At 70.0% G+C, this 25,663-nt stretch carries 27 protein-coding genes and 4 tRNA genes; 23 read left to right on the forward strand and 8 right to left on the reverse strand.

All coding sequences use genetic code 11. The features are described from left to right. Nucleotides 1-5: 5 nt before the first annotated feature. Both G6G98_RS01800 and G6G98_RS01805 read left to right on the forward strand, forming a co-directional pair. The gene (locus tag G6G98_RS01800; protein ID WP_067352169.1) at nucleotides 6-1,244 is read left to right on the forward strand and encodes an ammonium transporter; all 1,239 of its coding nucleotides are present in this window, start codon (nucleotides 6-8) and stop codon (nucleotides 1,242-1,244) included. 20 nt (nucleotides 1,245-1,264) lie between these two features. After that, the gene (locus G6G98_RS01805) at nucleotides 1,265-1,861 is read left to right on the forward strand and encodes a type II toxin-antitoxin system PemK/MazF family toxin (RefSeq protein ID WP_164233798.1); all 597 of its coding nucleotides are present in this window, start codon (nucleotides 1,265-1,267) and stop codon (nucleotides 1,859-1,861) included. Here the strand turns inward: G6G98_RS01805 and G6G98_RS01810 are convergent. Then, entirely contained in the window at nucleotides 1,827-2,987 is a 1,161-nt protein-coding gene (locus G6G98_RS01810) for a DUF1611 domain-containing protein (protein ID WP_164233797.1), read from the reverse strand. The two genes, G6G98_RS01805 and G6G98_RS01810, sit on opposite strands and share 35 nt — an antisense overlap. 224 nt (nucleotides 2,988-3,211) lie before the next feature. Between G6G98_RS01810 and G6G98_RS01815 the strand changes: the two genes are divergently transcribed. After that, on the forward strand, nucleotides 3,212-3,598 hold the full coding sequence (locus tag G6G98_RS01815) for an SPW repeat domain-containing protein (RefSeq protein ID WP_164233796.1): 387 nt from the start codon (nucleotides 3,212-3,214) through the stop codon (nucleotides 3,596-3,598). Between the two features lie 48 nt (nucleotides 3,599-3,646). On the opposite strand, the gene G6G98_RS01820 is transcribed toward G6G98_RS01815, so the two are convergent. The 3 genes from G6G98_RS01820 to G6G98_RS01830 all read right to left on the reverse strand — a co-directional run bounded on the left by G6G98_RS01820 (nucleotide 3,647) and on the right by G6G98_RS01830 (nucleotide 4,771). Then, nucleotides 3,647-4,075: a GIY-YIG nuclease family protein gene (locus G6G98_RS01820; protein ID WP_164233795.1), complete on the reverse strand. Its 429-nt coding sequence runs from the start codon at nucleotides 4,073-4,075 to the stop codon at nucleotides 3,647-3,649. Between the two features lie 91 nt (nucleotides 4,076-4,166). Then, a complete protein-coding gene (locus G6G98_RS01825) occupies nucleotides 4,167-4,559 on the reverse strand; it encodes a hypothetical protein (RefSeq protein ID WP_067352157.1) in 393 nt (130 codons plus the stop codon). Between the two features lie 139 nt (nucleotides 4,560-4,698). Next, nucleotides 4,699-4,771 (reverse strand) — tRNA-Val (locus tag G6G98_RS01830). A gap of 155 nt (nucleotides 4,772-4,926) precedes the next feature. Here G6G98_RS01830 and G6G98_RS01835 point away from each other — a divergent pair. The 9 genes from G6G98_RS01835 to G6G98_RS01875 all read left to right on the forward strand — a co-directional run bounded on the left by G6G98_RS01835 (nucleotide 4,927) and on the right by G6G98_RS01875 (nucleotide 10,483). Then, a tRNA-Gly gene (locus G6G98_RS01835) sits at nucleotides 4,927-4,999 on the forward strand. 53 nt (nucleotides 5,000-5,052) lie between these two features. After that, nucleotides 5,053-5,123: transfer RNA gene (locus tag G6G98_RS01840), tRNA-Cys, on the forward strand. Between the two features lie 26 nt (nucleotides 5,124-5,149). After that, nucleotides 5,150-5,221 (forward strand) — tRNA-Val (locus G6G98_RS01845). 70 nt (nucleotides 5,222-5,291) lie between these two features. Beyond that, a complete protein-coding gene (locus G6G98_RS01850) occupies nucleotides 5,292-6,143 on the forward strand; it encodes a transposase (protein ID WP_164233794.1) in 852 nt (283 codons plus the stop codon). A 68-nt stretch (nucleotides 6,144-6,211) separates the two neighbouring features. Then, the gene (locus tag G6G98_RS01855; RefSeq protein ID WP_067352152.1) at nucleotides 6,212-6,412 is read left to right on the forward strand and encodes a hypothetical protein; all 201 of its coding nucleotides are present in this window, start codon (nucleotides 6,212-6,214) and stop codon (nucleotides 6,410-6,412) included. Next, nucleotides 6,409-6,657 (forward strand): hypothetical protein, encoded by a 249-nt coding sequence (locus tag G6G98_RS01860; RefSeq protein ID WP_164233793.1) that lies wholly within the window; start codon nucleotides 6,409-6,411, stop codon nucleotides 6,655-6,657. Before G6G98_RS01855 ends, G6G98_RS01860 begins: the two co-directional genes overlap by 4 nt. After that, entirely contained in the window at nucleotides 6,629-7,705 is a 1,077-nt protein-coding gene (locus tag G6G98_RS01865) for an FUSC family protein (RefSeq protein ID WP_164233792.1), read from the forward strand. Before G6G98_RS01860 ends, G6G98_RS01865 begins: the two co-directional genes overlap by 29 nt. 151 nt (nucleotides 7,706-7,856) lie before the next feature. Beyond that, nucleotides 7,857-9,857, forward strand: coding sequence for a threonine--tRNA ligase (gene thrS, locus G6G98_RS01870; RefSeq protein ID WP_164233791.1), 2,001 nt, complete (start codon nucleotides 7,857-7,859; stop codon nucleotides 9,855-9,857). Between the two features lie 68 nt (nucleotides 9,858-9,925). Beyond that, entirely contained in the window at nucleotides 9,926-10,483 is a 558-nt protein-coding gene (locus G6G98_RS01875; protein ID WP_067353755.1) for an HIT family protein, read from the forward strand. Here G6G98_RS01875 and pdxY read toward each other — a convergent pair whose 3' ends face one another. Together pdxY and G6G98_RS01885 are read right to left on the reverse strand one after the other, a co-directional pair. Continuing rightward, nucleotides 10,484-11,335, reverse strand: coding sequence for a pyridoxal kinase PdxY (gene pdxY, locus G6G98_RS01880; RefSeq protein ID WP_164233790.1), 852 nt, complete (start codon nucleotides 11,333-11,335; stop codon nucleotides 10,484-10,486). Nucleotides 11,336-11,381: 46 nt separating this feature from the next. Beyond that, a complete protein-coding gene (locus G6G98_RS01885; RefSeq protein WP_164233789.1) occupies nucleotides 11,382-12,689 on the reverse strand; it encodes an aminotransferase class I/II-fold pyridoxal phosphate-dependent enzyme in 1,308 nt (435 codons plus the stop codon). Nucleotides 12,690-12,798: 109 nt separating this feature from the next. On the opposite strand from G6G98_RS01885, the gene pdxS reads away from it, so the two are divergent. From pdxS to G6G98_RS01900, 3 genes are read left to right on the forward strand one after another with little or no spacing between them, the layout of a single operon-like run. After that, on the forward strand, nucleotides 12,799-13,692 hold the full coding sequence (pdxS, locus tag G6G98_RS01890; protein WP_067352132.1) for a pyridoxal 5'-phosphate synthase lyase subunit PdxS: 894 nt from the start codon (nucleotides 12,799-12,801) through the stop codon (nucleotides 13,690-13,692). Then, on the forward strand, nucleotides 13,682-14,281 hold the full coding sequence (gene pdxT, locus G6G98_RS01895) for a pyridoxal 5'-phosphate synthase glutaminase subunit PdxT (protein WP_067352129.1): 600 nt from the start codon (nucleotides 13,682-13,684) through the stop codon (nucleotides 14,279-14,281). Before pdxS ends, pdxT begins: the two co-directional genes overlap by 11 nt. A 25-nt stretch (nucleotides 14,282-14,306) precedes the next feature. Then, a complete protein-coding gene (locus tag G6G98_RS01900) occupies nucleotides 14,307-14,909 on the forward strand; it encodes a hypothetical protein (RefSeq protein WP_164233788.1) in 603 nt (200 codons plus the stop codon). Nucleotides 14,910-14,926: 17 nt separating this feature from the next. Here G6G98_RS01900 and G6G98_RS01905 read toward each other — a convergent pair whose 3' ends face one another. After that, nucleotides 14,927-16,291 carry a pyridoxal phosphate-dependent decarboxylase family protein gene (locus G6G98_RS01905; RefSeq protein ID WP_164233787.1) on the reverse strand — a complete coding sequence of 455 codons (1,365 nt, stop codon included), beginning with the start codon at nucleotides 16,289-16,291 and terminating at the stop codon, nucleotides 14,927-14,929. Between the two features lie 128 nt (nucleotides 16,292-16,419). Between G6G98_RS01905 and G6G98_RS01910 the strand changes: the two genes are divergently transcribed. From G6G98_RS01910 to G6G98_RS01945, 8 genes are all read left to right on the forward strand, one after another. After that, complete coding sequence (locus tag G6G98_RS01910; protein ID WP_164233786.1) at nucleotides 16,420-17,181, forward strand: YebC/PmpR family DNA-binding transcriptional regulator; 762 nt, start codon at nucleotides 16,420-16,422, stop codon at nucleotides 17,179-17,181. Between the two features lie 45 nt (nucleotides 17,182-17,226). After that, nucleotides 17,227-17,811, forward strand: coding sequence for a crossover junction endodeoxyribonuclease RuvC (gene ruvC / locus G6G98_RS01915; protein ID WP_164233785.1), 585 nt, complete (start codon nucleotides 17,227-17,229; stop codon nucleotides 17,809-17,811). A gap of 9 nt (nucleotides 17,812-17,820) precedes the next feature. Then, the gene (ruvA, locus tag G6G98_RS01920; RefSeq protein WP_067352117.1) at nucleotides 17,821-18,441 is read left to right on the forward strand and encodes a Holliday junction branch migration protein RuvA; all 621 of its coding nucleotides are present in this window, start codon (nucleotides 17,821-17,823) and stop codon (nucleotides 18,439-18,441) included. Then, complete coding sequence (gene ruvB / locus G6G98_RS01925; RefSeq protein ID WP_164233784.1) at nucleotides 18,434-19,459, forward strand: Holliday junction branch migration DNA helicase RuvB; 1,026 nt, start codon at nucleotides 18,434-18,436, stop codon at nucleotides 19,457-19,459. The genes ruvA and ruvB overlap by 8 nt, the downstream gene beginning before the upstream one ends. 76 nt (nucleotides 19,460-19,535) lie before the next feature. Then, the gene (locus G6G98_RS01930; RefSeq protein WP_347877960.1) at nucleotides 19,536-19,955 is read left to right on the forward strand and encodes a preprotein translocase subunit YajC; all 420 of its coding nucleotides are present in this window, start codon (nucleotides 19,536-19,538) and stop codon (nucleotides 19,953-19,955) included. 58 nt (nucleotides 19,956-20,013) lie between these two features. Next, a complete protein-coding gene (secD, locus tag G6G98_RS01935) occupies nucleotides 20,014-21,759 on the forward strand; it encodes a protein translocase subunit SecD (protein WP_164233783.1) in 1,746 nt (581 codons plus the stop codon). Further along, a complete protein-coding gene (secF, locus tag G6G98_RS01940) occupies nucleotides 21,759-22,748 on the forward strand; it encodes a protein translocase subunit SecF (protein WP_164233782.1) in 990 nt (329 codons plus the stop codon). Before secD ends, secF begins: the two co-directional genes overlap by 1 nt. A gap of 69 nt (nucleotides 22,749-22,817) precedes the next feature. After that, nucleotides 22,818-25,073 carry a RelA/SpoT family protein gene (locus G6G98_RS01945; protein ID WP_067352102.1) on the forward strand — a complete coding sequence of 752 codons (2,256 nt, stop codon included), beginning with the start codon at nucleotides 22,818-22,820 and terminating at the stop codon, nucleotides 25,071-25,073. Here G6G98_RS01945 and G6G98_RS01950 read toward each other — a convergent pair. Next, nucleotides 25,060-25,611: a hypothetical protein gene (locus tag G6G98_RS01950; protein ID WP_067352100.1), complete on the reverse strand. Its 552-nt coding sequence runs from the start codon at nucleotides 25,609-25,611 to the stop codon at nucleotides 25,060-25,062. The two genes, G6G98_RS01945 and G6G98_RS01950, sit on opposite strands and share 14 nt — an antisense overlap. Between the last annotated feature and the right edge of the window lie 52 nt (nucleotides 25,612-25,663).

Below are 25,663 nucleotides of genomic sequence, written 5' to 3' on the forward strand. Positions count from 1 at the left end.
TACACATGGACGCACCCGGCAACATCTCCTGGGTCATCACGGCGACGGCCCTCGTGCTGCTGATGACGCCCGGAGTCGCCTTCTTCTACGGCGGTCTGGTCAAGGCGAAGAGCGTCGTCAGCATGATGATGATGAGCTTCGGCTCGATCGGACTCGTCGCCGTGCTGTGGGTGCTCTTCGGCTTCTCCATGAGCGCCGTCGAGAGCCCGACCCAGTTCGCGGGCAATCCCTTCGCCGACTTCGGCCTCAGCGCTCTGGCGAGCGGTGAGGGCTCGAACGTCGCCCTGCTCGGCGTCGCCTACGGCGCGACCTTCGCGATCATCACCGTCGCCCTGATCTCCGGCGCGATCGCGGACCGCGCGAAGTTCGGCTCCTGGCTGATCTTCGCCGGCGTGTTCGCGACGGTCGGCTACTTCCCGGTCGCGGCCTGGGTGTGGGGCGGCGGCTGGATCATGAACCTCGGCACGGCGCTCTTCGGCGAGGACAGCGGGATCTCCGTGATCGACTACGCGGGCGGCACCGCGGTGCACATCAACGCCGGTGCGGCGGCGCTCGCCCTCGCGCTCGTCCTCGGAAAGCGGATCGGCTTCCAGAAGGGCATCCTCAAGCCGCACAACGTGCCGCTCACGCTGCTCGGCGCCGCTCTGCTGTGGTTCGGCTGGTTCGGATTCAACGCGGGCGCCGAGTGGCTCGCGGAGGACATGGGCAAGGTCGGCCTGATCGGCATCAACACCCTGGGCGCGACCGCCGCCGCCATCCTCGGCTGGATCCTCGTCGAGCGCATCAAGGAGGGCAAGGCGACTTCGGTCGGCGCGGCCTCCGGTGCCGTCGCCGGTCTCGTCGCGATCACCCCTGCCTGTGCGAACCTGACCCCGGGCTGGGCCCTGCTGCTCGGCGCCCTCGCCGGCGTCCTGTGCGCCCTCGCGATCGAGCTGAAGTTCCGCCTCGGCTTCGATGACTCGCTCGACGTCGTCGGCATCCACCTCGTCGGCGGCCTCTTCGGAACGCTCTACCTGGGCTTCTTCGCCACCGGCACCGGGCTGTTCGTGGGCGGCGACCTCCGCCAGCTGGCGGTGCAGGCGATCGCCGCGATCGGCGTGCTGATCTACTCGTTCATCGTCGCGTACGTCATCGGCTTCGCGATCCAGAAGACCGTCGGCTTCCGGATCACGAACGAGGACGAGATCGCCGGTGTCGACCTGGTCGTGCACGGCGAGGAGGGCTACGCGCTCGCAGATGCGTGAACTCCCGTTAGGGTGACCGTGTGAGCAACACCAACGGCATCCTGGCAGCACTCGCGGAGATCCTTCTCAAGGTATTGGGATCCGGCAGGGCGCCTCGGACGGCGGATCGTCCGAGGCGCCCTGACGCGCGTCTGCGTACCACCGCAGGCGGGTCGACGGTCGGCGGGGCGACCGACGTCCTTCTCGAGCCGGGGCGCGCCGGCGGCTCCGAGACGATCCGCATCGATCCCGACCGCATCCCCGGGCTGCGCATCGCGTACGCGCCCGATCGCGACGGAGCCCCGGACGCCGGCGAGGTCATCTGGACCTGGGTGCCCTACGAGGAGAATGACGGCCGCGGAAAGGACCGGCCGGTTCTCGTGATCGGGCGCGAGTCGGCCGACAGGGTCTACGCCGTGCGGATGACGAGCAAGGCCCACGACCGTGACCGCGACTACCTCCCGATCGGCTCCGGCGGGTGGGATTCGCAGGGCCGGGAGTCCTGGGTCGACATCGAGCAGCTCTACAGCGTGCACGAGAGCGGTCTGCGCCGCGAGGCGGCGGTGCTGGACCGTCAGCGGTTCGGCAGGGTGGCGGAGGCCCTCACGCGCCGATACGGGTGGATCGCGGCGAGCTGAGCGCAGGAAGCGCCTGCAGCACCATCTCGACCAGTTCGTGCGCGGGCCGGGTGAGCGGATCGGTGGCCGGAATGCCGAGATCGAGTTCGATCTCGTCGATCGCCGCGTCCAGAGCGTCCGGCGTCAGGTTCTCATGGTTGACGGTGACGCCGATCACCCGGGTGTCGGCGAACGCCTCGATGAGCGCCACCTCGCTAGCCACCGTGGGCATGGCCACCATCGGGAAGTCACCGAGCATCCTCCGCCCGGGTGCGTGCTGCACGATGACCGCCTCCGGGCGGCTGCCGCGGAGGATGTGCGCGGAGGTGAGATAGGCGGGGTGGCTCAGCGCACCCTGTCCCTCGACCACGATCACGTCCGGGTCCTCACCCTCGAAGGCCGCGACGACCTGGTCCTCGACCTCGCCGGAGCAGAACTGGGGGACGAGGGCGTCCAGGGCCACGCCGTAGCGGCCGCCCTGCATGATCGTCGTCTGCCCGGTGCCGACGAGCACGGCGCGGATGCCGGAGTCGTTGAGGGCCTGCACGAGGAGCGTCGCCGTGGTCCGCTTGCCGATCGCGCCATCGGTGCCGAGGATGGCGATCCGCGGGCAGGTCACGTCGAAGATGCGCCCGGAGAAGAGGTGCAGGTCCCTCTTCTCCTTGGGGCGCCGAACGTCGGTGATGGTCACCCCCGCCGCAAGCGCGGCGGCGACGAACTCGGCGTCGTCGGAGAGGAACTCGTGGAGGCCGCTTATGATGTGCATGCCCCGGGAAATGCCGTCGAGCAGGACGACCCGCTGCGCGGCGGAGAGCAGTCCGTCGGCCGGCGCGACGCCGCAGATCAGATAGTCGGGGACGCCGCCGGCGTGAACGATGGACTGCGCGAGGTTCGCGAGGATCGGGATGCCGTTGGGGCTCCCGTCCAGGTGGGTCCCTGCATCTCGGAACGCGCGAGTGCTGTCGATGACGCTGAGGATCTCGTACTTCTCGGAATGGCGTACCAGGCCGTTCGCCGTCTTGCCGTCCTGCTCGCCGAACCGGCCTTCGCAGTAGACGACGGCGGTCGAGCCCGCAGGAAGGGGCACGGGCCCGCTGCTGAGGAACGCAGACGGGGCGGCGGAGGCGTGGAGGGACGGGGCGGGCATGACGGAACTCCTCAGATCACACAGAGGAGGCGACGGAGAACGAAATGACCGAGAGGCCCGTTGGTCGACGAGAAGTCTTCCCTGACGCCGGCGAGGTGCCGGCCCGCTCACCGTAGCAGTGCCAGCTGGGACCTGGCCGCGAGGCGATCGGGATCCAATCCGCACGGACGGATGCTCCGAACCCTCTGTGAGCCGCGGATCCGCGGCGGAGCGAAGGAGGAATCATGCGTTTCATCCCCACCAAGGTCCACGGCATCCTGGACTACGTCGTCGGTCTGGCGCTGATCGCGGCCCCGTGGCTGTTCGGGTTCGCCGCGCTCGGCGGTCCGGCGGTCGTCATCCCGATCGTGCTCGGCGTCGGTCTCATCGTCTACAGCCTGTTCACGAAGTATGAATGGGGTCCGTTCGGGTTCATCCCGATGCCGGTCCACCTCGTGTTCGACGTGGCCGCCAGTCTCTTCCTGGCGCTGTCGCCGTGGCTGTTCGGGTTCGCCGACGAGGCGCTGAACGTCTGGCTCCCGCATGTCGTCGTCGGTGCCGCGGTCATCGTCGTCGTGCTGTTCTCTCAGCCGCAGCCGGCATCCACACGGCACCGCGCCGCAACCGCCTGACCGGTGAGGGCGCGCACCCGGGGCCGTGTCCCCTGCGGCTCCGGGTGCTCACACGTCGTGACCCTGCCATGCAGCGCTCAGCCAGCGGGCGTGCAGCCGCCAGGGGTCGCCCTCCTCGCGCAGCACGGCGATGTGACCGGCGAGATCGCCGGTCAGCGTGAACCATTCGCCGCCTTCGCGGAGCGCCGCGAAGTCCCGATGGCGCTGCTGTTCCAGGCTGCGGCCGCCGCGCTCGAAGGCCAGCAGCTCGTCATGCCGGATGCTCGCCAGCCGCTGTCGCGGGCGCCTGCTGGTGCCGATCTTCACCCGGCGGTCGTAGCGGACGTAGTAGACGACCTCGACGACAGGCCGGGGCAGCTCCCAGTCCGGGGAGTCCGCGTGCGGCCATCCGCACCAGCCGCACACCCAGGCGGAGCCCTCGCGGACGCCGTCCACGTGGCCGCAGAGCCAGCAGGGGGAGGGGAGTGCGGGTGTCACGGGGGCGACGCTACTGCCGGCCGCCGACAGCAGCTCACCCTCAGGCGCAGCCGTGCCCCGATCGTCCGATCGGGGCACGGCCGGTGTCGGGTCACCGGGTGACGGGACCGAACGTGTAGGTGGCGCAGAACCCCGTCGGCGTCGGCCCGCGCTTGATCACGACGCGCCACACCGAGCCCTTCCTCGCGTCGGCGCGGAGGACCTCGCCCGGACGGGGGATCGTGATCCGATCCCGGGTCGACCAGCCGCTGCTCGTCTTCGTCTGCAGCAGAGCGACATCGGTGGTGCGGAGATTCCTGACGATCGCCTCGATCCCGTACGGAACCCGGTTCCAGTAGAAGAGCGACGGCGGCGTGACGCCGATCAGCGATGCGGCGCAGCCGGCGGTCGCGGCCTGCGCGGGCGGGGCTGCGGTCGTGGCGACGCCGAAGCTGCCGATCACGAGTCCGAGAACCGCGAGAGCGTGTACGAGCTTCTTCTTCATCTGTTCCCCCTCATGTGAGCGCGGTGTTCCGCTGCAGTGATACTCGGGCCGCACGGCGCGAGCGTGCAATGGGGAGGACTCCCCAGGGGGTACGAAGAAGCCCCGTCGACCGCGATGAGCGATGACGGGGCTGATTCGGTGGGCGATACCGGACTCGAACCGATGACCTCTTCCGTGTGAAGGAAGCGCGCTACCAACTGCGCCAATCGCCCATACCTTGCGGGTACGTCAACCGATACTACCCGACGCTCGGAGCCCTCGATGACCAGATCGCGAGACACGCGCGAGATTCGGCCCTGGTTTTGACAACCGCCGATCGTCGGCTAATGTTTATCAAGTGCTCGGGGCGAACAGCCCGGAACACGACGCGGATGTAGCGCAGTTGGTAGCGCACAACCTTGCCAAGGTTGGGGTCGCGAGTTCGAGTCTCGTCATCCGCTCAAGTGCAGGGGCCTTCTTCGGAAGGCCTTACGCACGTGGGGTCAATCCACACGGTGGCGTGGCCGAGCGGCTAGGCACCGGCCTGCAAAGCCGTTTACACGGGTTCGAATCCCGTCGCCACCTCTCCGGTAAACTGAATAGCCCATTGGGCGCGATTGGCGCAGCGGTAGCGCGCTTCCCTGACACGGAAGAGGTCACTGGTTCGATCCCAGTATCGCGCACAGACGAGAACCCCCGGCTTCGGCCGGGGGTTCTGTCGTCTCCGGGTGGAACGCGGGTAGCGTGTCGCGCATGGCTGCTCGCACTCTGACCGAGATCGCCGCCGAGCTGTACCTCGAACCGCCCGCGGCGTTCACCGCCGCCAGGGACGCGATCGTCAGGAGCACGACGGACAAAGCGCTCGCGGCGCAGATCCGCAAGCTCAAGAAACCATCGGTCGCCGCGTGGGTCGTGAACGTCTTCGCGACGGAGCGTTCCGCACAGCTCGGTGAAGCGCTCCGCCTCGCCGAGGAACTGCACGAGGCGCAGGCCGACCTCGATGCCGCCACGTTGTCGGCGCTGGGAAGGGAGCGGCGCACGCTCACGAACCGTCTCGCCCAGAACGCCGCCGACCTCGCGGAATCGCGTGGCGAGAGGGTCACCCCGGCCACGCTGGAGGCCGTGCGGCAGACCCTCTCGGCGGCGTTCTTCGACGCCGGAGCGGCCGCGGCGGTCGCCTCGGGCCGTCTGGTACGGGAACTCGATCCCTCGGGGGACGTCGACGTCGCCGGAGCAGTGGCCGGCGGTGAGGCCGCGGCGCCGGAGATCGCCCGTCCCGCCGTCGACGAGGTGGGGGAGCGCCGGGAGAGGCGCAGGGCCGAGCGTGCCCTCCGCGAGGCGGAGAAGGACCTCGAACGCGCCGAGCGCGCGCGTACCGCGGCCGCCGACGCCCAGCGGGAGCACCGTGAGGCGCTCGAGCGCCTCACGGCACGGGAGGCCGAGCTGGAGGCCGAGCTGGCCCGTACGAGGAAGCACATCGTGGAGACGCGCTCGGCGCTCTCGGAGGCGGAGGAAGGCGCCGCGGCGGTCGCCGCGCGGGTCGACGAGGCCGAGGCGGCGACCACGGCCGCGCGTCGAGCGCTCGAGGAGGTCCTCGGCGGATAGCGGTGTCAACCCCCTCGCGAACTCCGACGCCCCGCGCGAAGACTGGGACTCCGACGAAGGAGGCGATCATGTCCGACCCGCGAGCGATCCCCGACGAGGAGAGACCGTTCATTCCCGAGGAGCTGGTGCCGCGCCAGGAGAGCGAGGACCCGATGCGCGCCGACGGCTCGGAGGCGATCACGGATGCCGCATCCGCTGAATCCGGAGAATCTGCCGACGACACGTCAGACGAGGACGACGATTCGATCGATGTCGAGGACCTGCCGTGACGGGGCCGCACGCGTCGGAGGGTCGGCGCGCGCACGACGACGATGCGCTCCCCGCCGACGCGGACCGGAACGAGAACACGCCTGCCGGAGACGTCCCGGCCGGGGGAGCGGGAGCGGACTCCGGTGCCGTGGAATCCGTTCGCATCGACCCCGACGACGAGGCCGCCATCCCCGACCGCTCGCCGCACAACGACGAGCCCGGGGTGGGCACCCGGGATGGGCGCCGGCGCGACACCGGTGCGTGAGGCCGTCTCCGCGCGCCGGCTGATCCTCGCGGCGAAGGCCGCAGCCGCGGCATCCGTCGCCTGGTTCCTCGCACCGTACGTCCCGTTCGCCGACGCCGAGTACTCGTACTACGCGCCTCTCGGCGTGCTGGTGAGCATGTATCCGACCGTGGCGGGCTCCGCGCGCGCCGGGATGCAGTCGCTCGCGGGTCTCGGGATCGGGATCGTGCTCGGCCTCGGCGCACTCGGGCTGGTGTCCGTCGGCATGCCGGCGGTCCTGGCGGTCGCGATCGTGATCGGGTGCGGCCTGGTCGTCGGCGGAATCCGGATGCTCGGCGCGGGAGGCGAGTGGGTCGCGATCGCCGCACTGTTCGTGCTGCTGCTGGGCGGACCCCAAGCAGACGAGTTCTCCCTGTCCTACCTGCTGACGATGACGTTCGGGTTCGTGGTCGGAATCCTCACCAATCTGCTGATATTCCCGCCGCTCTATCTGAATCACGCCTCGGAGCGGCTCACGGCCCTGCGGGACGCGGTCTGCCGCGCGCTGCGCGGACTCGCCGATGCGATGGAGGAGATGAGGCCCGGCGACGCGCTCTCCCGGCTCCGGGCGAACCTCGCGGGCGAGCTCGACGCGGCCGTCGAGGAGGTGCGGATGGCAGAGGAGAGCACCCGTGCCAACCCGCGGAGTCACCGCCGCCGACGGGATCGCCGCCTCAACTCGACGCGGATGACGGCGCTCGAGCGCACGACCAGGGCGACCCTCGAGCTCGCGGACACGCTCGGTCGTGCCGCGGGCGACGGCGGCGTGGCCGACGAGGCGACACGACGGACCCTCGCGACCGCGATCCGTGCGAGCGCCGACCTCGTCGAAGCGCCCGCGGGGGATGCCCGGGCGCCGCAGCGACTCGAGCGCGCCGCCGATGCGCTTGACACGGCGATCGCCGAGCTCGGCAGGGAACCCGCCGGCGCGGGTGCCGTGGAGCACGCCAGGGCGGACGCGTTCGCCGCGGCGTCGTGGGTGCGCCGGATCGTCGACGCGTCTCGCGAGTTCGTCGGCGCCACGCGATGACCTCGCCCAGCACGGCCGTCACCTCGCGGGCTGCTCGGCACGGAGCCGCGATCATCATCTTCGCCCCGACGGCGGCTGGAACGGCGGCGCTGAGCGCGTCCTGACGGTCAGCGGCACCCGGGCATGCGGGTAGCCTAGATTCCTGACCCAGATGGAGTGCTCAGTGCCTGAAAATGCCCAGCCGAAAGACGGCTTCGCCCTGTTCTCTGACCGATCCGTCGTCGCCATGCGCGTCAACGGCGTCCTCAAGGACCTCGCCGCCACCGTGACCGACGCCGACGAGGTCGAGCCGGTCACCATCGACAGCCCCGACGGGCTCAGCATCCTGCGCCACTCCACCGCGCATGTGCTCGCGCAGGCGGTGCAGCGCATCAACCCGCAGGCGAACCTCGGCATCGGCCCGCCCATCACGGACGGCTTCTACTACGACTTCGGCGTCGAGCACCCGTTCACGCCCGAGGATCTCAAGGCGATCACCAAGGAGATGCAGCGCATCGTGCGGGAGGGCCAGCGCTTCGTGCGCCGTGTCGTCACCGACGACGAGGCCCGTGCCGAGCTCGCCGAAGAGCCGTTCAAGCTGGAGCTGATCGGACTCAAGGGCGGCAAAGAGGCGGCCGAGGGCGCTTCGGTCGAGGTCGGCGAGGGCGAGCTGACCATCTACGACAACACGACCCGCGATGGTGAGGTCGTCTGGAAGGACCTCTGCCGCGGCCCGCACCTGCCGAACACGCGCATGATCGGCAACGGCTGGGATCTCACCCGCATCGCCGCCGCGTACTGGCGCGGCAGCGAGAAGAACCCGCAGCTGCAGCGCATCTACGGCACGGCGTGGCCCACGAAGGACGAGCTGCGCGAGTACCAGCACCGTCTGGAGGAGGCCGCGAAGCGCGATCACCGCCGCCTCGGCAAGGAGCTCGACCTCTTCTCGTTCCCCGAGGAGATCGGCTCCGGCCTCAGCGTCTGGCACCCCCGCGGCGGCGTCGTCCGCGGCGAGATGGAGCAGCACGCCCGCAAGCGCCACATCGAGGGCGGCTACACCTACGTGTACACGCCGCACATCTCCAAGGAGGATCTGTTCCTCACCTCGAACCACCTCGTCACGTACAAGGAGGGCATGTACCCGCCCATCGTGATGGACGAGGAGCGCGACGACGAGGGCAACATCACCAAGCAGGGCCAGGACTACTACCTGAAGCCCATGAACTGCCCGATGCACATCCTCATCTACAAGGAGCGTGCACGCAGCTACCGAGACCTGCCGCTGCGCTTCGCGGAGAACGGCACCGTCTATCGCAACGAGCTCTCCGGCGCCCTGCACGGTCTGACGCGCGTGCGCGGCTTCACGCAGGACGACTCGCACCTCTTCGTCACGCCCGACCAGCTCGAGGAGGAGGTGGGCAAGGTCCTGGAGTTCATCCTCTCGATGCTCCGCGACTTCGGCCTCACCGACTTCGAGCTCGAGCTGTCGATGAAGGACGACGAGAAGTCGAAGTGGATCGGCTCGGACGAGTTCTGGGAGTCATCGACGGATGCTCTGCGTCGCGTCGCGCTGGCCTCGGGCCTGAAGCTCACCGAGGTCCCGGGCGAGGCCGCCTTCTACGGCCCGAAGATCGACTTGAAGACGCGCGACGCGATCGGCCGCACCTGGCAGCTCTCCACCGTGCAGGTCGACCCGAACCTTCCGGAGCGCTTCGACCTCGAGTTCATGGACAGGGACGGGCAGAAGAAGCGCCCGATCATGATCCACCGCGCGCTGTTCGGCTCGATCGAGCGCTTCTTCGCCATCCTGCTCGAGCACTACGCCGGGGACTTCCCGGTGTGGCTCTCGCCCGTGCAGGTGGTCGGCATCCCCGTCGCGGAGGACTTCGCAGACTATCTCGGCGAGGTCGTCTCGACCCTGCGCGCGCAGGGCGTGCGGGCCGAGCTCGACACCTCGGACGACCGGATGCAGAAGAAGATCCGCACGCACACCACCGGCAAGGTCCCGCTGCTGCTGATCGCGGGGGAGCAGGACCGGAACGCCGGCACCGTCTCCTTCCGCTTCCGTGACGGCACGCAGGAGAACGGCGTCCCGATCGCGGATGCCGTCGCCCGCATCCGCGGCGCCATCGACGCGCACACCCTCGTGCAGACAGCAGGGGATCTGGCGTGACCTCTGAGCGGGTGTCGCGACGGTCGCTGCGCAGTGCCGAGCAGGCGGCGCCGGCGGGGGAGAGCGTCGTGGCGCCCGCTGCCGCCGGGCCGTTGGAGGGCGCCGGCCATCTCGCCGGCGTCCCCGACGAGTTCCAGCGGCTGTGGACCCCGCACCGGATGGCGTACATCCAGGCGGGCCCGGAGCCGCTGCGAGAGGACTGCCCGTTCTGCGAGGCGCCGAAGTACCCGGACGCGGAGCGCCTCGTCGTCGCGCGCGGCGAGACCGCCTACGTGCTGCTGAACCTGTTCCCGTACAACTCCGGGCATCTGCTCGTCTGCCCGTACCGGCACATCGCGACCTATGACCAGGCGACGCCCGAGGAGGTCGCCGAGATCGGCGCCCTCACGCAGACCGCGATGCGCGTGCTCCGCGAGGTGTCACGGTGCGACGGCTTCAACCTCGGCATGAATCAGGGAGCGGTCGCCGGAGCCGGCGTCGACGCCCATCTGCACCAGCACGTGGTGCCGCGGTGGACGTCGGACGCCAACTTCTTCCCGATCATCGCGAAGACCAAGGCGCTTCCGCAGCTGCTCGGCGAGGTGCGCGACGCGGTCGCGCACGCCTGGCCGAAGCAGCCGGCGTGATCAGCGCACCTGGCGGGCGGTGAACTGCAGCGCGGGGTTCGCGTAGAACTCCTGCGCCTCGACGAGCTGCAGCTCGCGCTCGCCCGACTCCAGGGTGAGCTTCAGCAGGTCGTAGACGCTGGATGCCGTGCGCTCGAGCGCCGTCTTCGCGCTGCCGGTGGAGACGTAGTGCGCGGTGAACAGGGCGGCGGTCACGTCGCCGGAGCCGTTCGCCTTCATCGGCAGACGAGGGGTCTGCACGATCCAGGCGCCCTCGCCGTCCGCGACGAGCATCTCGATCGTGCCCTCCTCGCGATCGGGGCGCTCGACGCTGGTCACCAGCACGGTGCGCGGTCCCATGGCCATCGCGAGGTCGACCGAGGCGAGCGTGGAGTCGAGGTCCGAGGGCTCGGTGCCGGTGAGGAATCCGAGCTCGAACTGGTTCGGCGTGATGATGTCGGCGACCGGGACGACCTTGTCGCGCAGCAGCACGGGGATCGCCGGGGCGACGAAGCATCCGGACGTGGCGTTGCCCATCACGGGGTCGCAGGCGTAGACGGCATCCGGGTTGGCGGCCTTCACCCGGGCGACGGCGTCGATGATGACGTCGCCGATGCCCTCGCCGCCCTGATAGCCGCTGAGGACGGCATCGATCTGTCCGAAGACGCCGCGCTCCTCGATGCCCGTGATCACCTCGCCCACGTCGGCCGGGTCGATCAGCGGGCCGCGCCAGGCGCCGTAGCCGGTGTGGTTCGAGAAGTTCACCGTGTAGACGGGGAGAACCTCGACGCCGATCCGCTGCAGCGGGAACACCGCGGCGGAGTTGCCGACGTGGCCGTAGGCGACGGCCGACTGGATGGAGAGGACCTTCATTCCCCGATCCTTTCATTCGGGCGGGCGGCTGCCCGCGGCGGGTGGGTCATCGCGCTGCGGCGACGAGGTCGGCGACGAGCGTCTCAGCATCCTCGTCGGAGAGATCGTGCACGGTGAGCCGCAGATGGCGAGACGGCTCAGCACGCTCGTCGAGTGCGAACTCGTCGCCGGTGCGCGCCAGCCAGCCGCGGCGCATCAGCCGCTCCGCGACGGCCCGGGCGGGCTGCGGCAGCTCGATCCACAGGCTCAGGCCGTCGGAGTCGGGGACGCCGATGCCATGCTCGCGCAACCGGACGGCGAAGGCGGCGTTGCGGTCGGCGTAGTGCGCAGCGGCGGCGGCGATGCGTTCCGTGACGCTCTCGTCTGTGAGCTGGGCCAGCGTGAGCCGCTGGAGCAGGTGGCTCACCCAGGTCGTGCCGGGGCTGAGACGCATCGCAAGCCGCTCGGCCGTCTCCGGGTCGGTCGCGGCGATCGCCAGGCACATGTCCGGCCCCAGGAACTTCGACACCGAGCGCACCAGCGCGAACCGCCGGTGGCCGGGGCCGATGAGCGACTCGTACGGGCGCCGGGAGAGCATCGAGAAGTGGTCGTCCTCGATGACGAGCACGTATGGATGATCGGCGAGCACCTCGCGCAGCTCGGCCGCCCGACGGGCAGTGAGGCTGGCGCCGGTGGGGTTCTGCGCCCTCGGCGTGCAGATGATCGCCCGCACGCCGGCGTCGAGCGCCGCACGCAGGCCGGCGACCGTCATGCCCTCCTCGTCGACGGGCACGGCGACGGCTCGGTATCCGCCGAGGCGGACCGTGTGGATGCTGGCCAGGAAGCACGGATCTTCGAGGGCCACCGCGTCGTCGCGCATCAGGGCCTGGGCGAGCAGCCGCTCGACGGCGTCCACCGCGCCGCTCGTCACGGTGATCCGGAAGTCGACGTCGCCGAGGTCGCCGGACACGCAGCCGCGCGCCCACTCATCGAGCCCCCGGTCGATGACCGGCTCTCCGTAGAGCACCGGCCTGCCCGCGACGGTGGCCAGCGCAGGGGAGGGGTCGGGGATGAGCGTCGGATCGGGGTTCCCGGTGCCCACGTCGCGGAGCACGGTGTCGGCCGCGTAGCCCTCCTGGGCGACGGACTCGATCCCCGCCACGACGGTGCCGGCTCGGCCGCGGGAGACGACGAGTCCCGCCTGGGCGAGCTGCCGGTAGGCGGCCACGGCCGTGTTGCGATTCACGCCCAGCCTGGCCGCGAGCTCGCGCACCGGCGGGAGGACGCTGCCGGGGCGGAGGACGCCTCGGTCGCGGAGCCCGCGCACGCTGTCGGCGATGTCGGCCGCGGTGGTTCCTGTGATCTCGTCGCTCATGTGTCCTCCCGTCGATTCTAGGTCGTTCCGGACAGTGCTATCTTTTGACATAGATCAAACCCGACTTTGATCGTCACAGATTCCAGGCGCACTCGACAGGAGCCTTCCCATGACCGACCAGACCACCACCGGATCCTCGCGCGTCAAGCGCGGTCTCGCCGAGATGCTCAAGGGCGGCGTCATCATGGACGTCGTCACGGCCGAGCAGGCCAAGATCGCCGAGGATGCCGGCGCCGTCGCCGTCATGGCCCTCGAGCGCGTCCCCGCCGACATCCGCGCCCAGGGCGGCGTCTCGCGCATGAGCGACCCCGACATGATCGACAGCATCATCGACGCCGTCTCGATCCCGGTGATGGCGAAGGCGCGCATCGGCCACTTCGTCGAGGCGCAGGTGCTGCAGGAGCTCGGCGTCGACTACATCGACGAGTCCGAGGTGCTCTCGCCGGCCGACTACGTCAACCACATCGACAAGTACGACTTCACCGTGCCTTTCGTCTGCGGCGCCACCAACCTCGGCGAGGCGCTGCGCCGCATCAACGAGGGCGCGGCGATGATCCGCTCGAAGGGCGAGGCCGGCACCGGCGACGTCTCCGAGGCGATGAAGCACATCCGCAAGATCCGCGGCGAGATCGCGGCCCTCGGTGCGCTCTCCAAGGACGAGCTCTACGTCGCCGCGAAGGACCTGCAGGCCCCGTACGAGCTCGTCGCCGAGATCGCCGAGACCGGCAAGCTCCCCGTCGTGCTGTTCGTCGCCGGTGGCGTCGCGACCCCGGCTGACGCCGCCATGATGATGCAGCTCGGCGCGGACGGCGTGTTCGTCGGCTCCGGCATCTTCAAGTCCGGCAACCCCGTCGAGCGCGCGAAGGCCATCGTCAAGGCGACCACCTTCTACGACGACGCGAAGGTCATCGCCGAGGTGTCCCGTGGCCTCGGCGAGGCGATGGTCGGCATCAACGTCTCCGACCTCCCCGCCCCGCACCGCCTCGCCGAGCGTGGCTGGTAAGGCCGCGAAGGTCGGCGTCCTCGCGCTGCAGGGCGACGTGCGCGAGCACGCCGCCCTGCTCGAGGGACTCGGCGCCGACGTCGTGCTGGTCCGGCGACCTGAGGAGCTCGCCGCGGTCGACGGCCTGGTGATCCCCGGTGGGGAGTCGAGCGTGATCGACAAGCTCTCGCGCATCTTCGGGATGCAGGAGCCGATCCGCGCGGCGATCGCCGACGGGATGCCGATGCTCGGCACCTGCGCAGGCCTCATCATGCTCGCGGACTCCGTCGCCGACGCGATCGACGGCCAGGAGTCCTTCGGAGGCCTGGACGTGGTCGTGCGCCGCAACGCCTTCGGCAGGCAGGTCGAGTCGTTCGAGGCCGAGCTCGAAGTTCCCGCCCTCGGCGAGGAGCCGGTGAAGGCCGCCTTCATCCGCGGGCCCGTGGTGGAGTCGGTCGGAGCGGATGCCGAGGTGCTCGCGGCCCTGCCCGACGGGCGCGTGGTCGCCGTCGAGCAGGGAAACCTGCTCGGGATCAGCTTCCATCCGGAGATCACGGGGGAGACGCGCTTCCACGAGCGCTTCCTCGACCGCGTCGCCGCGCGCTCCTGACGGCCGACGGAATAGGCTCGGCGTGGTGACGAGTCCCCGCGAACGCCGGCTGACCGCCCTCATCGGGATGCTGGCCGTCCTGCAGCGCCTGTACGTGTTCGACGCGGCGTCTGCGAGGGTGGCCGGCGCCGAGCCGGACCCGACCCGCCGTGCCGTCCTGGAGGGCTGGATGGAGACGGTCGGCAAGAGCTTCGGCGCGATGATCCACGGACAGGACCTCGATGAGGATGCTCTGGATGCACTGCGCCCGCTCCTTCCCTGGCTGAAGGACGAGCTCGATCTGCATTACCTCCTCCACGACTCTTCGGCGTCGCTGCGCGAGCAGGCCGCGTTCGGGGCGGCGCACGTCTATTCCTCCGACAATCGCATCAAGGCGGAGCACGCCTGCGCCCAGGCCCTCGGCCGGACCGAACAGGCCGATTGGCTGCTTCAGCAGGTGCAGAGGTCGATGGGTCTCGTGCAGCAGGCGAACGCCGCCGTCGAGTCGAGCGCCCTGGGCGAGCCGAGCGACGAGGCGGCGCGGTTCATCTCGTCTCACGTGCAGGCTGCGGTCGGCGAGGAATCACGGCTCAAGGGGGAGATCGACGCGGTCCCTACCCTGCTCGAGGGCCGCGAACCGCTCGGCTGACGACGGATCGCCGGCGCTCAGGCCGCCACGAGTCCGCGGATCGCCGCGATCGTGCGCTCGATGTCACCGGGGGTCGTGGCCCAGGACGACATCGAGCAGCGCAGCGCCGCCCGGCCGCGCCACTCGGCGCCGGTGACCACGGCCGTCCCCTCCTCGAGGATCTCCGCGCCGAGTGCGCGTGTGGCCTCGTCCGTCGCGGCGCGGAACATCACCTGCGTGTAGTCCACGTCGTTGAGCACCTCGATCCCGGCGATCGTCGAGAGCCCGGATGCCATCGCCACGGCGTTCGCGTGCAGCCGGTCGATGAGGGACTCGACGCCGCTCCTGCCGAGGCTCCGCAGCGCCGCCCAGGCGGGCACGCCGCGGGCGCGCCGGGAGAGCTCCGGGGTCACGTCCCAGGGGTCCAGTCCCGAATAGACGAGGTAGTCGCCTCCGGTGCGGAACGCCGCGATCGAGTCCGCCGGATCGCGCACGATCGCCATCCCGCAGTCGTACGGAACGTTCAGGGTCTTGTGCGCGTCCGTGGCCCAGGAGTCTGCTGCCTCCATCCCGGCGGTCAGCCGGCTCAGGGATCCGGATGCCGCCGCCCAGAGCCCGAACGCCCCGTCGACATGGACCCACGCATCGTGCTCGTGGGCGAGCGGGACGAGCGTGCGGAAGTCGTCGAAGGCTCCGGTGTGGACCTCGCCGGCCTGGAGGCACACGATGAGCGGACCGGTGCCGTCCGCGAGGGCTGCGGCGAGAGCATCCGGGCGCATCCGACCCTGGTCGTCGGAGTCGATGATCACGAGCTCTGCGCGCCCGAAGCCGAGAAAGCGGGCGGCGCGATCGACGGAGGCGTGCCGGTCGGCCCCGACCACGACGCGGACCCGGGGTGCGTCCCGCATGCCCCGCTCGGCGAGGTCCCATCCCGCACGCGCGAGCACGGCCGTGCGCGCAGCGCCCAGGCAGGTGAAGTTCGCGATCTGCCCGCCCGTCACGAAGCCGACGCTCGCGGTCGGCGGAAGCCCGAGGAGGTCGAGCATCCACTGCCCCGCCACCCGCTCGAGAGCGACCGTCGCCGGCGTGAGCACGGAGGACCCCGAGTTCTGGTCCCAGGCGGAGACCAGCCAGTCGGCGGCGAGGGCCGCGGGATGCGTGGCGCCGATGACGAAACCGAAGAAGCGGCCACCCGGGATCGCGACGAGTCCGGGGTCCGCCTGGGAGGCGATCCCGTGTATCACCTCTGCCGGATCCGCGCCCTCATCGGGCAGCGGCCCGCCGAACACCGACATCATGTCGTCCAGGCTCGCGCGCGGCCACACCGGGCGGTCGTCGAGAGTCCCCAGGAACTCCGTGGCGCGGCGGTGCGCGGCGTCGAGAGCGCGCTCCCGATCATCCATGCGCGCAGTCTCCCACCGTGCCGTGCCGCCGACAAGGGCCTGTGCGCCGCGGGGAGCGGAGGCGAGTCGTTTAGAATGGACGATGCCCTGGGCCAGGCGCCCCGGGCGGAGACGACGAGCGGAGAACTATGTCCGGGCATTCCAAGTGGGCGACGACCAAGCACAAGAAGGCCGTCATCGACGCGCGGCGCGCGAAGTCGTGGGCGAAGCTCATCAAGAACATCGAGGTCGCAGCCAAGCTCGGCGGCGCCGACCTCCAGGGCAACCCGACCCTGTTCGACGCCGTCCTCAAGGCGAAGAAGACCTCCGTCCCGAAGGACAACATCGATCGCGCGATCAAGCGCGGCGCCGGCATCGGCGGCGAGTCCGTCGAGTACACCTCGATCACGTACGAAGGCTACGGTCCGAACGGCGTCGCCCTCATGATCGAATGTCTGACCGACAACAAGAACCGCGCCGCGGCCGAGGTGCGCACGGCGCTCAGCCGCAACGGCGGCACGCTCGCCGACCCCGGCAGCGTCGCCTACAACTTCAGCCGTAAGGGCGTGATCGTGGTCGGCGCCGAGGGCACCACCGAGGACGACGTCATGATGGCGGCGCTCGAGGCGGGCGCCGAGGAGATCGAGCCGCACGCGCAGGGCTTCGAGGTCATCACCGAGGCATCCGACCTGGTCGCCGTCCGCACGGCGCTCGTCGACGCCGGGATCGAGTACGACTCCGCCGACGTGGAGTTCGTCCCGAACCTCAAGGTCGAGATCGACGCCGAGACCGCACGCAAGGTGTTCCGCCTCATCGACGCGCTCGAGGACAGCGACGACGTGCAGAACGTCTTCAGCAACTTCGACCTGTCGGCCGAGGTGCAGGCCGAGCTCGAGAACGACGACGCCTAGGCGCGCCGGAGCCGCGGCGCCGGATGTGACGCCTAGCCTGGGGGCGTGACCTCCTCCTCGCTGCGCGTTCTCGGCATCGACCCCGGCCTCACCCGATGCGGTGTCGGCGTCGTCGATGTGGACAGGGCGCGCCGAGGAACGCTCGTGCACGTCGGCGTCATCCGCTCCTCGCCGGACGCCCCGATCGGCGAGCGGCTCGCGACGGTCGCGGCCGGCATCCGCGAGGTGCTGGAGACTCATCGGCCGGACGCCGTCGCCGTGGAGCGCGTCTTCGCGCAGCAGAACACGCACACGGTGATGGGCACGGCGCAGGCCAGCGGTGTCGCCCTGCTGCTCGCCGCGGAGGCCGGGCTGCCCGCGGCCACCCACACGCCGAGCGAGGTGAAGGCCGCCGTCACAGGATACGGAGCGGCGGACAAGCGGCAGGTCCAGGCCATGATCGCGCGCATCCTCCGCCTGGACGCGCCGCCGCAGCCGGCGGACGCCGCCGACGCCCTCGCGATCGCGCTGTGCCATGCCTGGCGGCGTGGAGCATCCGCCGCCCCCGGTGGTGACGCCCTCACACCCGCGCAGCAGGCGTGGGCCGATGCGGAGCGTGTCGCTCGAACATATCTACGATCGCGGGCCTAGGCTGGGAGGATGATCTCCTCCCTGCACGGCACCGTGCTGCACACCACGCCGGACCAGGTCGTCATCGACGTCGGCGGAGTCGGGTTCTCGGTCGCCGTCCCGGCCGATGTGGCGCACACGGCCACAGTGGGGGAGAGGATGCTGCTGCACACGAGCCTCATCGTGCGCGAGGACGCGCTGTCCCTCTACGGCTTCGCCGACCGCGGGGAGCTGGAGATCTTCGGCCTGCTGATCAGCGTCACCGGCGTGGGGCCGAAGTCCGCGCTCGGCGTGCTCTCGCACCTCACCGTCGACCAGATCGCGGAGGCGGTCACCGCCGAGGACGACGCGCCCTTCCGGCGGGTCTCCGGGATCGGCCCCAAGACCGCCAAGCTCATCGTCGTCCAGCTCGCCGGCAAGGTGCACGCCACCGCGGCGCCGGCGCGCGCCGCCGGCGCGCCGGGCGATGACATCGTCGATCAGGTGACCGCGGCCCTCGTCGGTCTCGGCTGGTCGGAGAAGGTCGCCGCGGAGGCCGCAGCTCAGACCGCGGGTGAGGCGACCGAGGCCGAGCGGGCATCCGTCTCGGCGCTGCTCCGCCGCACGCTGGCGCTGCTGGGCCCGGCGCAGGGAGGTCAGGCGCGTGTCTGACGCCCGCGACGCGATGGAGCCGGTCGACGAGACCGAGCTCGCGATCGAGGGCGCACTGCGCCCGACGAGCCTCGGTGAGTTCGTCGGTCAGCAGAAGGTCCGCGGCCAGCTCCAGCTGCTGCTGGATGCGGCACGCATCCAGAGCCGGCCCGCCGACCACATCCTGCTCGCCGGTCCGCCCGGACTCGGCAAGACCACCCTGGCGATGATCGTCGCGCACGAGAGCGAGCGTCCGCTCCGCCTGTCCAGCGGCCCGGCCATCCAGCACGCCGGCGACCTGGCGGCGCTGCTGTCGAGCCTGGTGCCCGGCGAGGTGCTGTTCATCGACGAGATCCATCGGATGGCGCGGTCAGCCGAGGAGATGCTCTACCTCGCGATGGAGGACTTCCGCATCGACATCATGGTCGGCAAGGGTGCCGGAGCCACCAGCATCCCGCTGGATCTCGCGCCGTTCACCCTGGTCGGCGCGACGACCCGCTCCGGCCTGCTGCCCAACCCGCTGCGCGACCGCTTCGGGTTCACCGGCCACCTCGAGTTCTACGAGGAGAGCGAGCTCGAGCAGGTCATCGCGCGCTCCGCCCAGGTGCTCGGAGTGGATCTGCCGCCGGACTCCCTGGCCGAGATCGCGCGGCGATCGCGCGGCACACCCAGGATCGCGAACCGTCTCCTTCGCCGCGTGCGGGACTACGCCCTCGTGCACGGCGGGGGAGCGGCGACCCTCGGCGGCGTGCGCGCCGCGCTCGAACTGTACGACGTCGACCCCATCGGACTCGACCGCCTCGACCGTGCCGTGCTCGAGGCCCTGGTGCGCCGGTTCCGCGGCGGGCCGGTCGGCCTCAGCACCCTCGCGGTCGCGGTCGGCGAGGAGGCGGAGACGGTCGAGAGCGTCGTCGAACCCTATCTCGTTCGCATCGGCTTCCTCGGTCGCACCCCCCGCGGGCGGATCGCCATGCCCGAGGCGTACGCGCATCTCGGCGTGGCGCACCCGGACGGGGTGCTCCGCCTCGATGACCTATAATCGCTGAAGACTTCCCCCCCCTATACGTTGTGCGCCCAATGGCTGGTGCGTGCACCTGAGAAAGGCGCTAGCCCCCATGCCCATGGAAATCGTCCTCTTCGGCCTCCTCGCCGTCCTCATCGTCTTCATGTTCTTCAACACGCGCAAGCGTCAGAAGCAGATGAAGGCCGAGCAGGAGGAGAAGGCGTCGAAGACGGTGCCCGGCGTCAAGGTGCTCCTGCAGGGCGGCATCTACGGCACGATCGTCGCCTATGACCACGAGGACCTCGACTCGCCGGCGCTCGTCGAGATCGCCCCCGGCACCGTCATCGAGGTGCACAGCCAGGCGATCCTGCGGATCGTCGAGCCCAAGGACGTCGTCGTCGAGGACGAGACGGTCGAGGTCGTCGAGGAGGCTCCGGTCGAGGATGCCGCACCCGAGGCCGCCGCGGCACCGTCGATCGAGACGGCCGAGGAGACCAGGGCGCGCCTCGAGCGGGACGCAGACGACAAGTAACCTTCTCGGCGGCGGCGCCTGTTCCGGGCGCCCCGGCAACGCAGAAAGCTGAGCTCACGTGGCCACTTCCTCTCCGGTCCGTCACGCCTGGCGGGTCCTCCTCGGGCTCGCCTTGGTGACGGGCGTCCTGTTCGGCATCAACGCCCTGGGCGTGCACGTCTTCCAGAAGAGCTCGTGGACGCCCGAGCTCGCCCTCGACCTCCAGGGCGGCACGCAGATCGTGCTCAGCGCGCAGACCGAGGACGGCGCCGCTCCCTCGCAGGAGCAGATGGATCAGGCCGCGGCCATCATCCGCCAGCGCGTCGACGCCTCGGGTGTCGCCGAGGCCGACATCACCACGGAGGGCGGCCAGAACATCGTCGTCCAGATCCCCGGTGTCGCCGACGAGCAGACCCGGGCCCGGATCCAGTCGAGCGCTCAGCTCGAGTTCCGCCCGGTGCTGGCCACGAACGCGGCGTCCAACGAGTTCATCGGCGAGGACGGCAACGCCACGCCCTACCCGAGCCCCGACCCCTCGCTCAACGCGACGCCGACGGCCGAGCCGACCGACGCCAGCGACCTCTCGTGGGTCACCGACAAGCTCGCCGCGGAGTTCCTCGCCTACGACTGCACGAACCCCGAGAACGACGCCGCGCGGGCCCCGCAGGACCAGCCGCTGGTCGCCTGCGATCCCCTGGGACAGGCCAAGTACCTGCTCGGCCCGACCGAGCTCACCGGCACCGCCATCAGCGACGCCGTCGCCGGGCGCGACCCGCAGTCCGGCGCCTGGATCGTGCAGCTCACCATGAACGGCGACGGCACGGAGGCATTCGGCAAGGTCAGCACGCGGCTCAACCAGAACCGCATCGACGGCCTCTCGCCCCGTGACCAGTTCGCGTTCGTGCTCGACGGCTCCGTGATCAGCGCCCCGGTCATGAACGGCCAGATCCTCGACGGCCGCCCGAGCATCTCGGGCAGCTTCACGCAGGAGAGCGCCAAGACGCTGGCTGACCAGCTGAAGTTCGGCGCGCTCCCGCTGAGCTTCGAGGTGCAGAGCTCCGACACGATCTCCGCGACGCTCGGCACCCAGCAGCTGCAGATCGGCCTCATCGCCGGCCTCATCGGCCTCGCGCTCGTGGCGATCTACTCGCTGATCGTGTATCGCGCGCTCGGCTCCGTCATCATCGCCTCGATCGCCGTGATGGCGGTGCTGACGTACATCATCATCTGCATCCTCGCCTGGCGGCTGGGCTTCCGGCTGTCCCTGGCCGGCGTCGCCGGTCTGATCGTGTCGATCGGATTCACGGCGGACTCGTTCATCGTCTACTTCGAGCGCATCCGCGACGAGCTCCGAGACGGCAAGTCGATCACCGCCGCCGTCGAGGACGGCTGGGGACGCGCGAAGCGCACGATCTACATCTCGAAGTCGATCAACATCCTCGCGGCCGTCGTGCTCTACATCCTCGCGGACGCCACGGTGAAGGGCTTCGCCTTCACCCTCGGCCTGACGACGCTCATCGACGTGTTCATCTTCGTGATCTTCACGCACCCTGTGATGCAGCTGCTCGCGCGCACGCGCTTCTTCGGCGGCGGGCACCCGCTGTCGGGGCTCGACCCCGATGCCCTCGGAGCCGTCTACCGCAACCGCTCGCAGTACCGCGACGTCACCACCGGCACGGCGGGTCGCAGCGCCAGGAACGTGCGCTCGCGCGGTGAGGCGGATCGTCGTCAGACGATCGCCGAGCGCAAGCGCGCGGAGGCTCTCGCCGGCGAGCGCTCCGGCGCCGAGAGTCCCATCAGTGCATCCAAGGAGGGAGACGCCTGATGGCCTCCATGAGTGAGTTCGGCAACAACCTCTATTCGGGGAAGACCTCCTTCCCGTTCGTCGGGAAGCGCCGGCTGTGGTTCATCATCGCCATCGCCCTCGTCGTCGGCTCCGCGCTGGTGCCGCTGATCCGCCCGATCCAGTTCTCGATCGAGTTCACCGGCGGTTCGCAGTTCACCGTGCAGGCCCCGAAGAGCACCGACCAGGGCGTGGCCACGGATGCCGTGCACTCCGTCGTCGACGGCGCGGCAACGAAGGTCGTCGTCGTGAGCGGCACCGACATCCGGGTGCAGACCGACCAGATGAGCTCGGAGGAGACCCAGCAGGTCTCCGACGCCCTCGCCGAGGCCTACGGCGTCGAGCCGGAGAGCGTCACCTCGTCGTTCATCGGGCCGGCCTGGGGAGAGAACGTCACCCGCCAGTCGCTGTGGGGCCTGGCGATCTTCCTCGCGCTGACCTTCCTCATCCTCGCGATCTACTTCCGCACCTGGAAGATGTCGGCAGCGGCCATCATCGGCCTGCTCGACGTGCTCGTGATCACCGTCGGCGTCTACGCCCTCGCCGGATTCGAGATCTCCCCGGCGGCCGTGATCGGCTTCCTCACGATCCTCGCGTACTCGCTGTACGACACCACCGTCGTGTTCGACAAGATCCGCGAGAACACCACTGAGGACGGAGAGAAGTCGTCGCGCCTGTTCGGCGAGTCGGTCAACCTGGCCGTCAACCAGACGCTGGTGCGCTCGATCAACACCTCGGTCGTGGCGGCGCTCCCTGTGGGGGCGATCCTCTTCATCGGCGCGTTCTGGCTCGGTGCGGAGACCCTCACCGACATCTCGCTGTCGATCTTCGTCGGCATCCTCGTCGCCACGTATTCGACGCTGTTCGTCGCGGCGCCGCTGTACTCGCTGTTCCGCGAGAACGAGCCGCAGATCGCGGCCCGCGACGCGAAGATCCGCGAGTCGCGCGCCAAGGCGACCGTCGACGCCTGATCGGCCCCGCTCGGCGGGTCCGCAGCCCGCCGAGCACGCGTAAGATGTTCTGATTCAGGAGGTGAGCGGATGGCGGAACCGCAGTCGTCGTCGCAGGGATCGAGCCTGCGACGTCTGGTTCCCCGCATCTTCTCCCGCGCGCCCAGGGTCAACGACCTCGACAACCTGATCCGCACCGTGCGGGTGAACCACCCGCGCGGCGACTTCTCCGTGATCGAGCGCGCCTACGCGGTCGCGAAGGAGAAGCACGCCGGTCAGCAGCGGCAGAGCGGCGAGCCGTACATCACGCATCCGCTCGCCGTCGCGCAGATCCTCGCGGAGCTCGGGCTCGGCCCGCGGGCGATCGCCGCGGCGCTCCTGCACGACACCGTCGAGGACACCGGGTACGCACTGACCGACCTCACGGCGGAGTTCGGCGACGAGGTCGCCATGCTCGTGGACGGTGTCACGAAACTCGACAAGGTCAAGTACGGCGAGAGCGCGCAGGCCGAGACCGTCCGCAAGATGATCGTCGCGATGTCGAAGGACATCCGCGTGCTGCTGATCAAGCTCGCCGACCGCCTGCACAACGCGCGCACCTGGGGCTTCGTCCCGCCGGAGAAGGCGGCGAAGAAGGCCAAGGAGACGCTCGAGATCTATGCGCCGCTGGCCAACCGGCTCGGCATCCAGGCGATCAAGTCCGAGCTGGAGGATCTCTCCTTCGCGGTGCTGCACCCGAAGATCTACAACGAGATCCACAGCCTCATCGCGCAGCGCACCCCGCAGCGCGAGAAGTACCTGAACCAGGTGGTCGAGGAGATCGACGAGGACCTGCGCGACCTGCGCATCCGCGGCAAGGTCGTCGGCCGCCCGAAGCAGCTGTACTCCGTCTATCAGAAGATGGTCGTGCGCGGTCGCGAGTTCGACGACATCTACGACCTCATCGGCATCCGCGTCCTCGTCGCCTCCGTGCGCGACTGCTACGCGGTGCTCGGCGCGATCCATGCCCGATGGACGCCCCTTCCCGGGCGCTTCAAGGACTACATCGCGACCCCGAAGTTCAACCTCTACCAGTCGCTGCACACGACGGTGATCGGCCCGGCCGGGCGCACGGTCGAGATCCAGATCCGCACGCACGAGATGCACCAGCAGGCCGAGTACGGCGTGGCCGCGCACTGGATGTACAAGGAGCGGATGAACGGCGGCAAGGCCGAGGTCCGCGCATCCGACGCCGACATGGCGTGGCTCGCGCACATCTCCGACTGGCAGGCGGAGACCGCGGACCCCGGGGAGTTCCTCGACTCGCTCCGCTTCGAGATCGGCGCGAAGGAGGTCTACGTCTTCACGCCCAAGGGACGGGTGATCGGCCTGCCCTCCGGTGCGACCCCCGTCGACTTCGCGTACGCGGTGCACACCGAGATCGGCCACCGCACGATGGGGGCCAAGGTCAACGGACGCCTGGTGCCGCTGGAGTCGGAGCTCAAGAGCGGCGACGTCGTCGAGGTGTTCACCTCGAAGAACCCGGATGCCGGCCCCAGCCAGGACTGGCTCGGCTTCGTCAAGAGCACCCGCGCCCGCAACAAGATCCGCGGGTGGTTCACGAAGGAGCGCCGCGAGGAGGCGATCGAGCAGGGCAAGGAGGCCATCGCCCGCGCGATGCGCCGCCAGAACCTGCCGCTGCAGCGGCTGATGAGCCAGGACTCGTTCGCCGAGGTCGCTCATCAGCTCCGCTACGAGGACGTCTCGGCCCTGTACGCCGCCGTCGGCGAGGGGCACGTCTCCACGCAGTCGGTGCTCGAGAAGGTCACCGCACTCGTCGCGGCGAACGACCCGACCACGGGCGCCATCGACCTGCCGGGCCGGATCCCGACCCGCGAACCCCGCGCCGGCGACTCCGGCGTGCTCGTGCGCGGCGCGGCGGACATCCTCGTGAAGCTCGCGAAGTGCTGCACGCCTGTCCCCGGTGACCCGATCGTGGGCTTCGTCACACGCGGCAGCGGCGTCTCCGTGCACAGGGCCGACTGCGTGAACGTGAAGGCGCTGAGCAGCGACGAGGACAAGGACCGCTTCGTCGACGTGTCCTGGGCGCCGACGACGAAGAGCGTCTTCAGGGTGCAGATCCAGGTCGAGGCGCTCGACCGCTCAGGGCTGCTCTCGGATGTCACGCGCGTGCTCAGCGAGCACCACGTGAACATCCTCTCGGCGACGGTGTCGACGACCGACGAGCGCCTCGCGCTCAGCCGGTTCGTGTTCGAGATGGGCGACGCCGTGCATCTGGACCGGGTCCTCAACGCCGTCCGCCGTATCGACGCCGTGTACGACGTGTACCGGGTCACCTCGTCCTGACCGCCAGCCGCTCGAGCACGGCGACTCCCGCCCTCGTACCGGGAACGCGGGTCAGGCTCCGCAGGACGTGGAGCGCCTCCTCGGCGAGCCCGGGGCGGGCTGCGGCGAGGGACCTGGCCCAGGGGAGCAGCGTCGGGTCCCGGTGCTGGCCGAGCGCGAGGTCGATCATGGTCCGCAGGGGAGTGGTGACGGCGACGCCTCCGAGCAGCGTCACGTCGGATGCCGGGACGGGAGTGTCATGGAACACCAGCCTCCGGTGCGGCCGCGGACGGATGCGCTGCGGCACCGCGCGGCGGGCATGGTGCGGCGTCGGCGGCGCGTCCCCGGCGCCATGGATCCACGCCGCGGTCGGACCGGATGCTGCGGAACCGGGCAGGATGAGGGCGGCGACCGCCGCCGCCCTCAGCGCGGCTCCCTCGACCAGATCGGCCGGGATGTAGGCCTCGCCGAGCTCGACGACGTGGCCGTCCAGACGCGCTGCGCACAGCTCCGGCTGCGTCAGACGGTCTCCCGGGAGGTACAGGAACGCGGGGTGCATCACGCCAGTGTGGCGCAGCGCACCCCGCGTCCGGAGCCGGCTGACAGGATCT

The organism is Microbacterium hydrocarbonoxydans (assembly GCF_011752045.1).
GTDB lineage: Bacteria > Actinomycetota > Actinomycetes > Actinomycetales > Microbacteriaceae > Microbacterium.

What these genes read in the sequence shown, in the direction of transcription:
- G6G98_RS01800 (WP_067352169.1), top strand. Translation starts at nt 6, where the DNA reads ATGGACGCACCCGGCAACATCTCCTGGGTCATCACGGCGACGGCCCTC.
- G6G98_RS01810 (WP_164233797.1), bottom strand. Translation starts at nt 2,987, where the DNA reads ATGCCCGCCCCGTCCCTCCACGCCTCCGCCGCCCCGTCTGCGTTCCTC.
- G6G98_RS01815 (WP_164233796.1), top strand. Translation starts at nt 3,212, where the DNA reads ATGCGTTTCATCCCCACCAAGGTCCACGGCATCCTGGACTACGTCGTC.
- G6G98_RS01825 (WP_067352157.1), bottom strand. Translation starts at nt 4,559, where the DNA reads ATGAAGAAGAAGCTCGTACACGCTCTCGCGGTTCTCGGACTCGTGATC.
- G6G98_RS01850 (WP_164233794.1), top strand. Translation starts at nt 5,292, where the DNA reads ATGGCTGCTCGCACTCTGACCGAGATCGCCGCCGAGCTGTACCTCGAA.
- G6G98_RS01855 (WP_067352152.1), top strand. Translation starts at nt 6,212, where the DNA reads ATGTCCGACCCGCGAGCGATCCCCGACGAGGAGAGACCGTTCATTCCC.
- G6G98_RS01865 (WP_164233792.1), top strand. Translation starts at nt 6,629, where the DNA reads ATGGGCGCCGGCGCGACACCGGTGCGTGAGGCCGTCTCCGCGCGCCGG.
- thrS (WP_164233791.1), top strand. Translation starts at nt 7,857, where the DNA reads ATGGAGTGCTCAGTGCCTGAAAATGCCCAGCCGAAAGACGGCTTCGCC.
- pdxY (WP_164233790.1), bottom strand. Translation starts at nt 11,335, where the DNA reads ATGAAGGTCCTCTCCATCCAGTCGGCCGTCGCCTACGGCCACGTCGGC.
- G6G98_RS01885 (WP_164233789.1), bottom strand. Translation starts at nt 12,689, where the DNA reads ATGAGCGACGAGATCACAGGAACCACCGCGGCCGACATCGCCGACAGC.
- pdxS (WP_067352132.1), top strand. Translation starts at nt 12,799, where the DNA reads ATGACCGACCAGACCACCACCGGATCCTCGCGCGTCAAGCGCGGTCTC.
- G6G98_RS01905 (WP_164233787.1), bottom strand. Translation starts at nt 16,291, where the DNA reads ATGGATGATCGGGAGCGCGCTCTCGACGCCGCGCACCGCCGCGCCACG.
- G6G98_RS01910 (WP_164233786.1), top strand. Translation starts at nt 16,420, where the DNA reads ATGTCCGGGCATTCCAAGTGGGCGACGACCAAGCACAAGAAGGCCGTC.
- ruvA (WP_067352117.1), top strand. Translation starts at nt 17,821, where the DNA reads ATGATCTCCTCCCTGCACGGCACCGTGCTGCACACCACGCCGGACCAG.
- G6G98_RS01930 (WP_347877960.1), top strand. Translation starts at nt 19,536, where the DNA reads ATGCCCATGGAAATCGTCCTCTTCGGCCTCCTCGCCGTCCTCATCGTC.
- secF (WP_164233782.1), top strand. Translation starts at nt 21,759, where the DNA reads ATGGCCTCCATGAGTGAGTTCGGCAACAACCTCTATTCGGGGAAGACC.
- G6G98_RS01945 (WP_067352102.1), top strand. Translation starts at nt 22,818, where the DNA reads ATGGCGGAACCGCAGTCGTCGTCGCAGGGATCGAGCCTGCGACGTCTG.
- G6G98_RS01950 (WP_067352100.1), bottom strand. Translation starts at nt 25,611, where the DNA reads ATGCACCCCGCGTTCCTGTACCTCCCGGGAGACCGTCTGACGCAGCCG.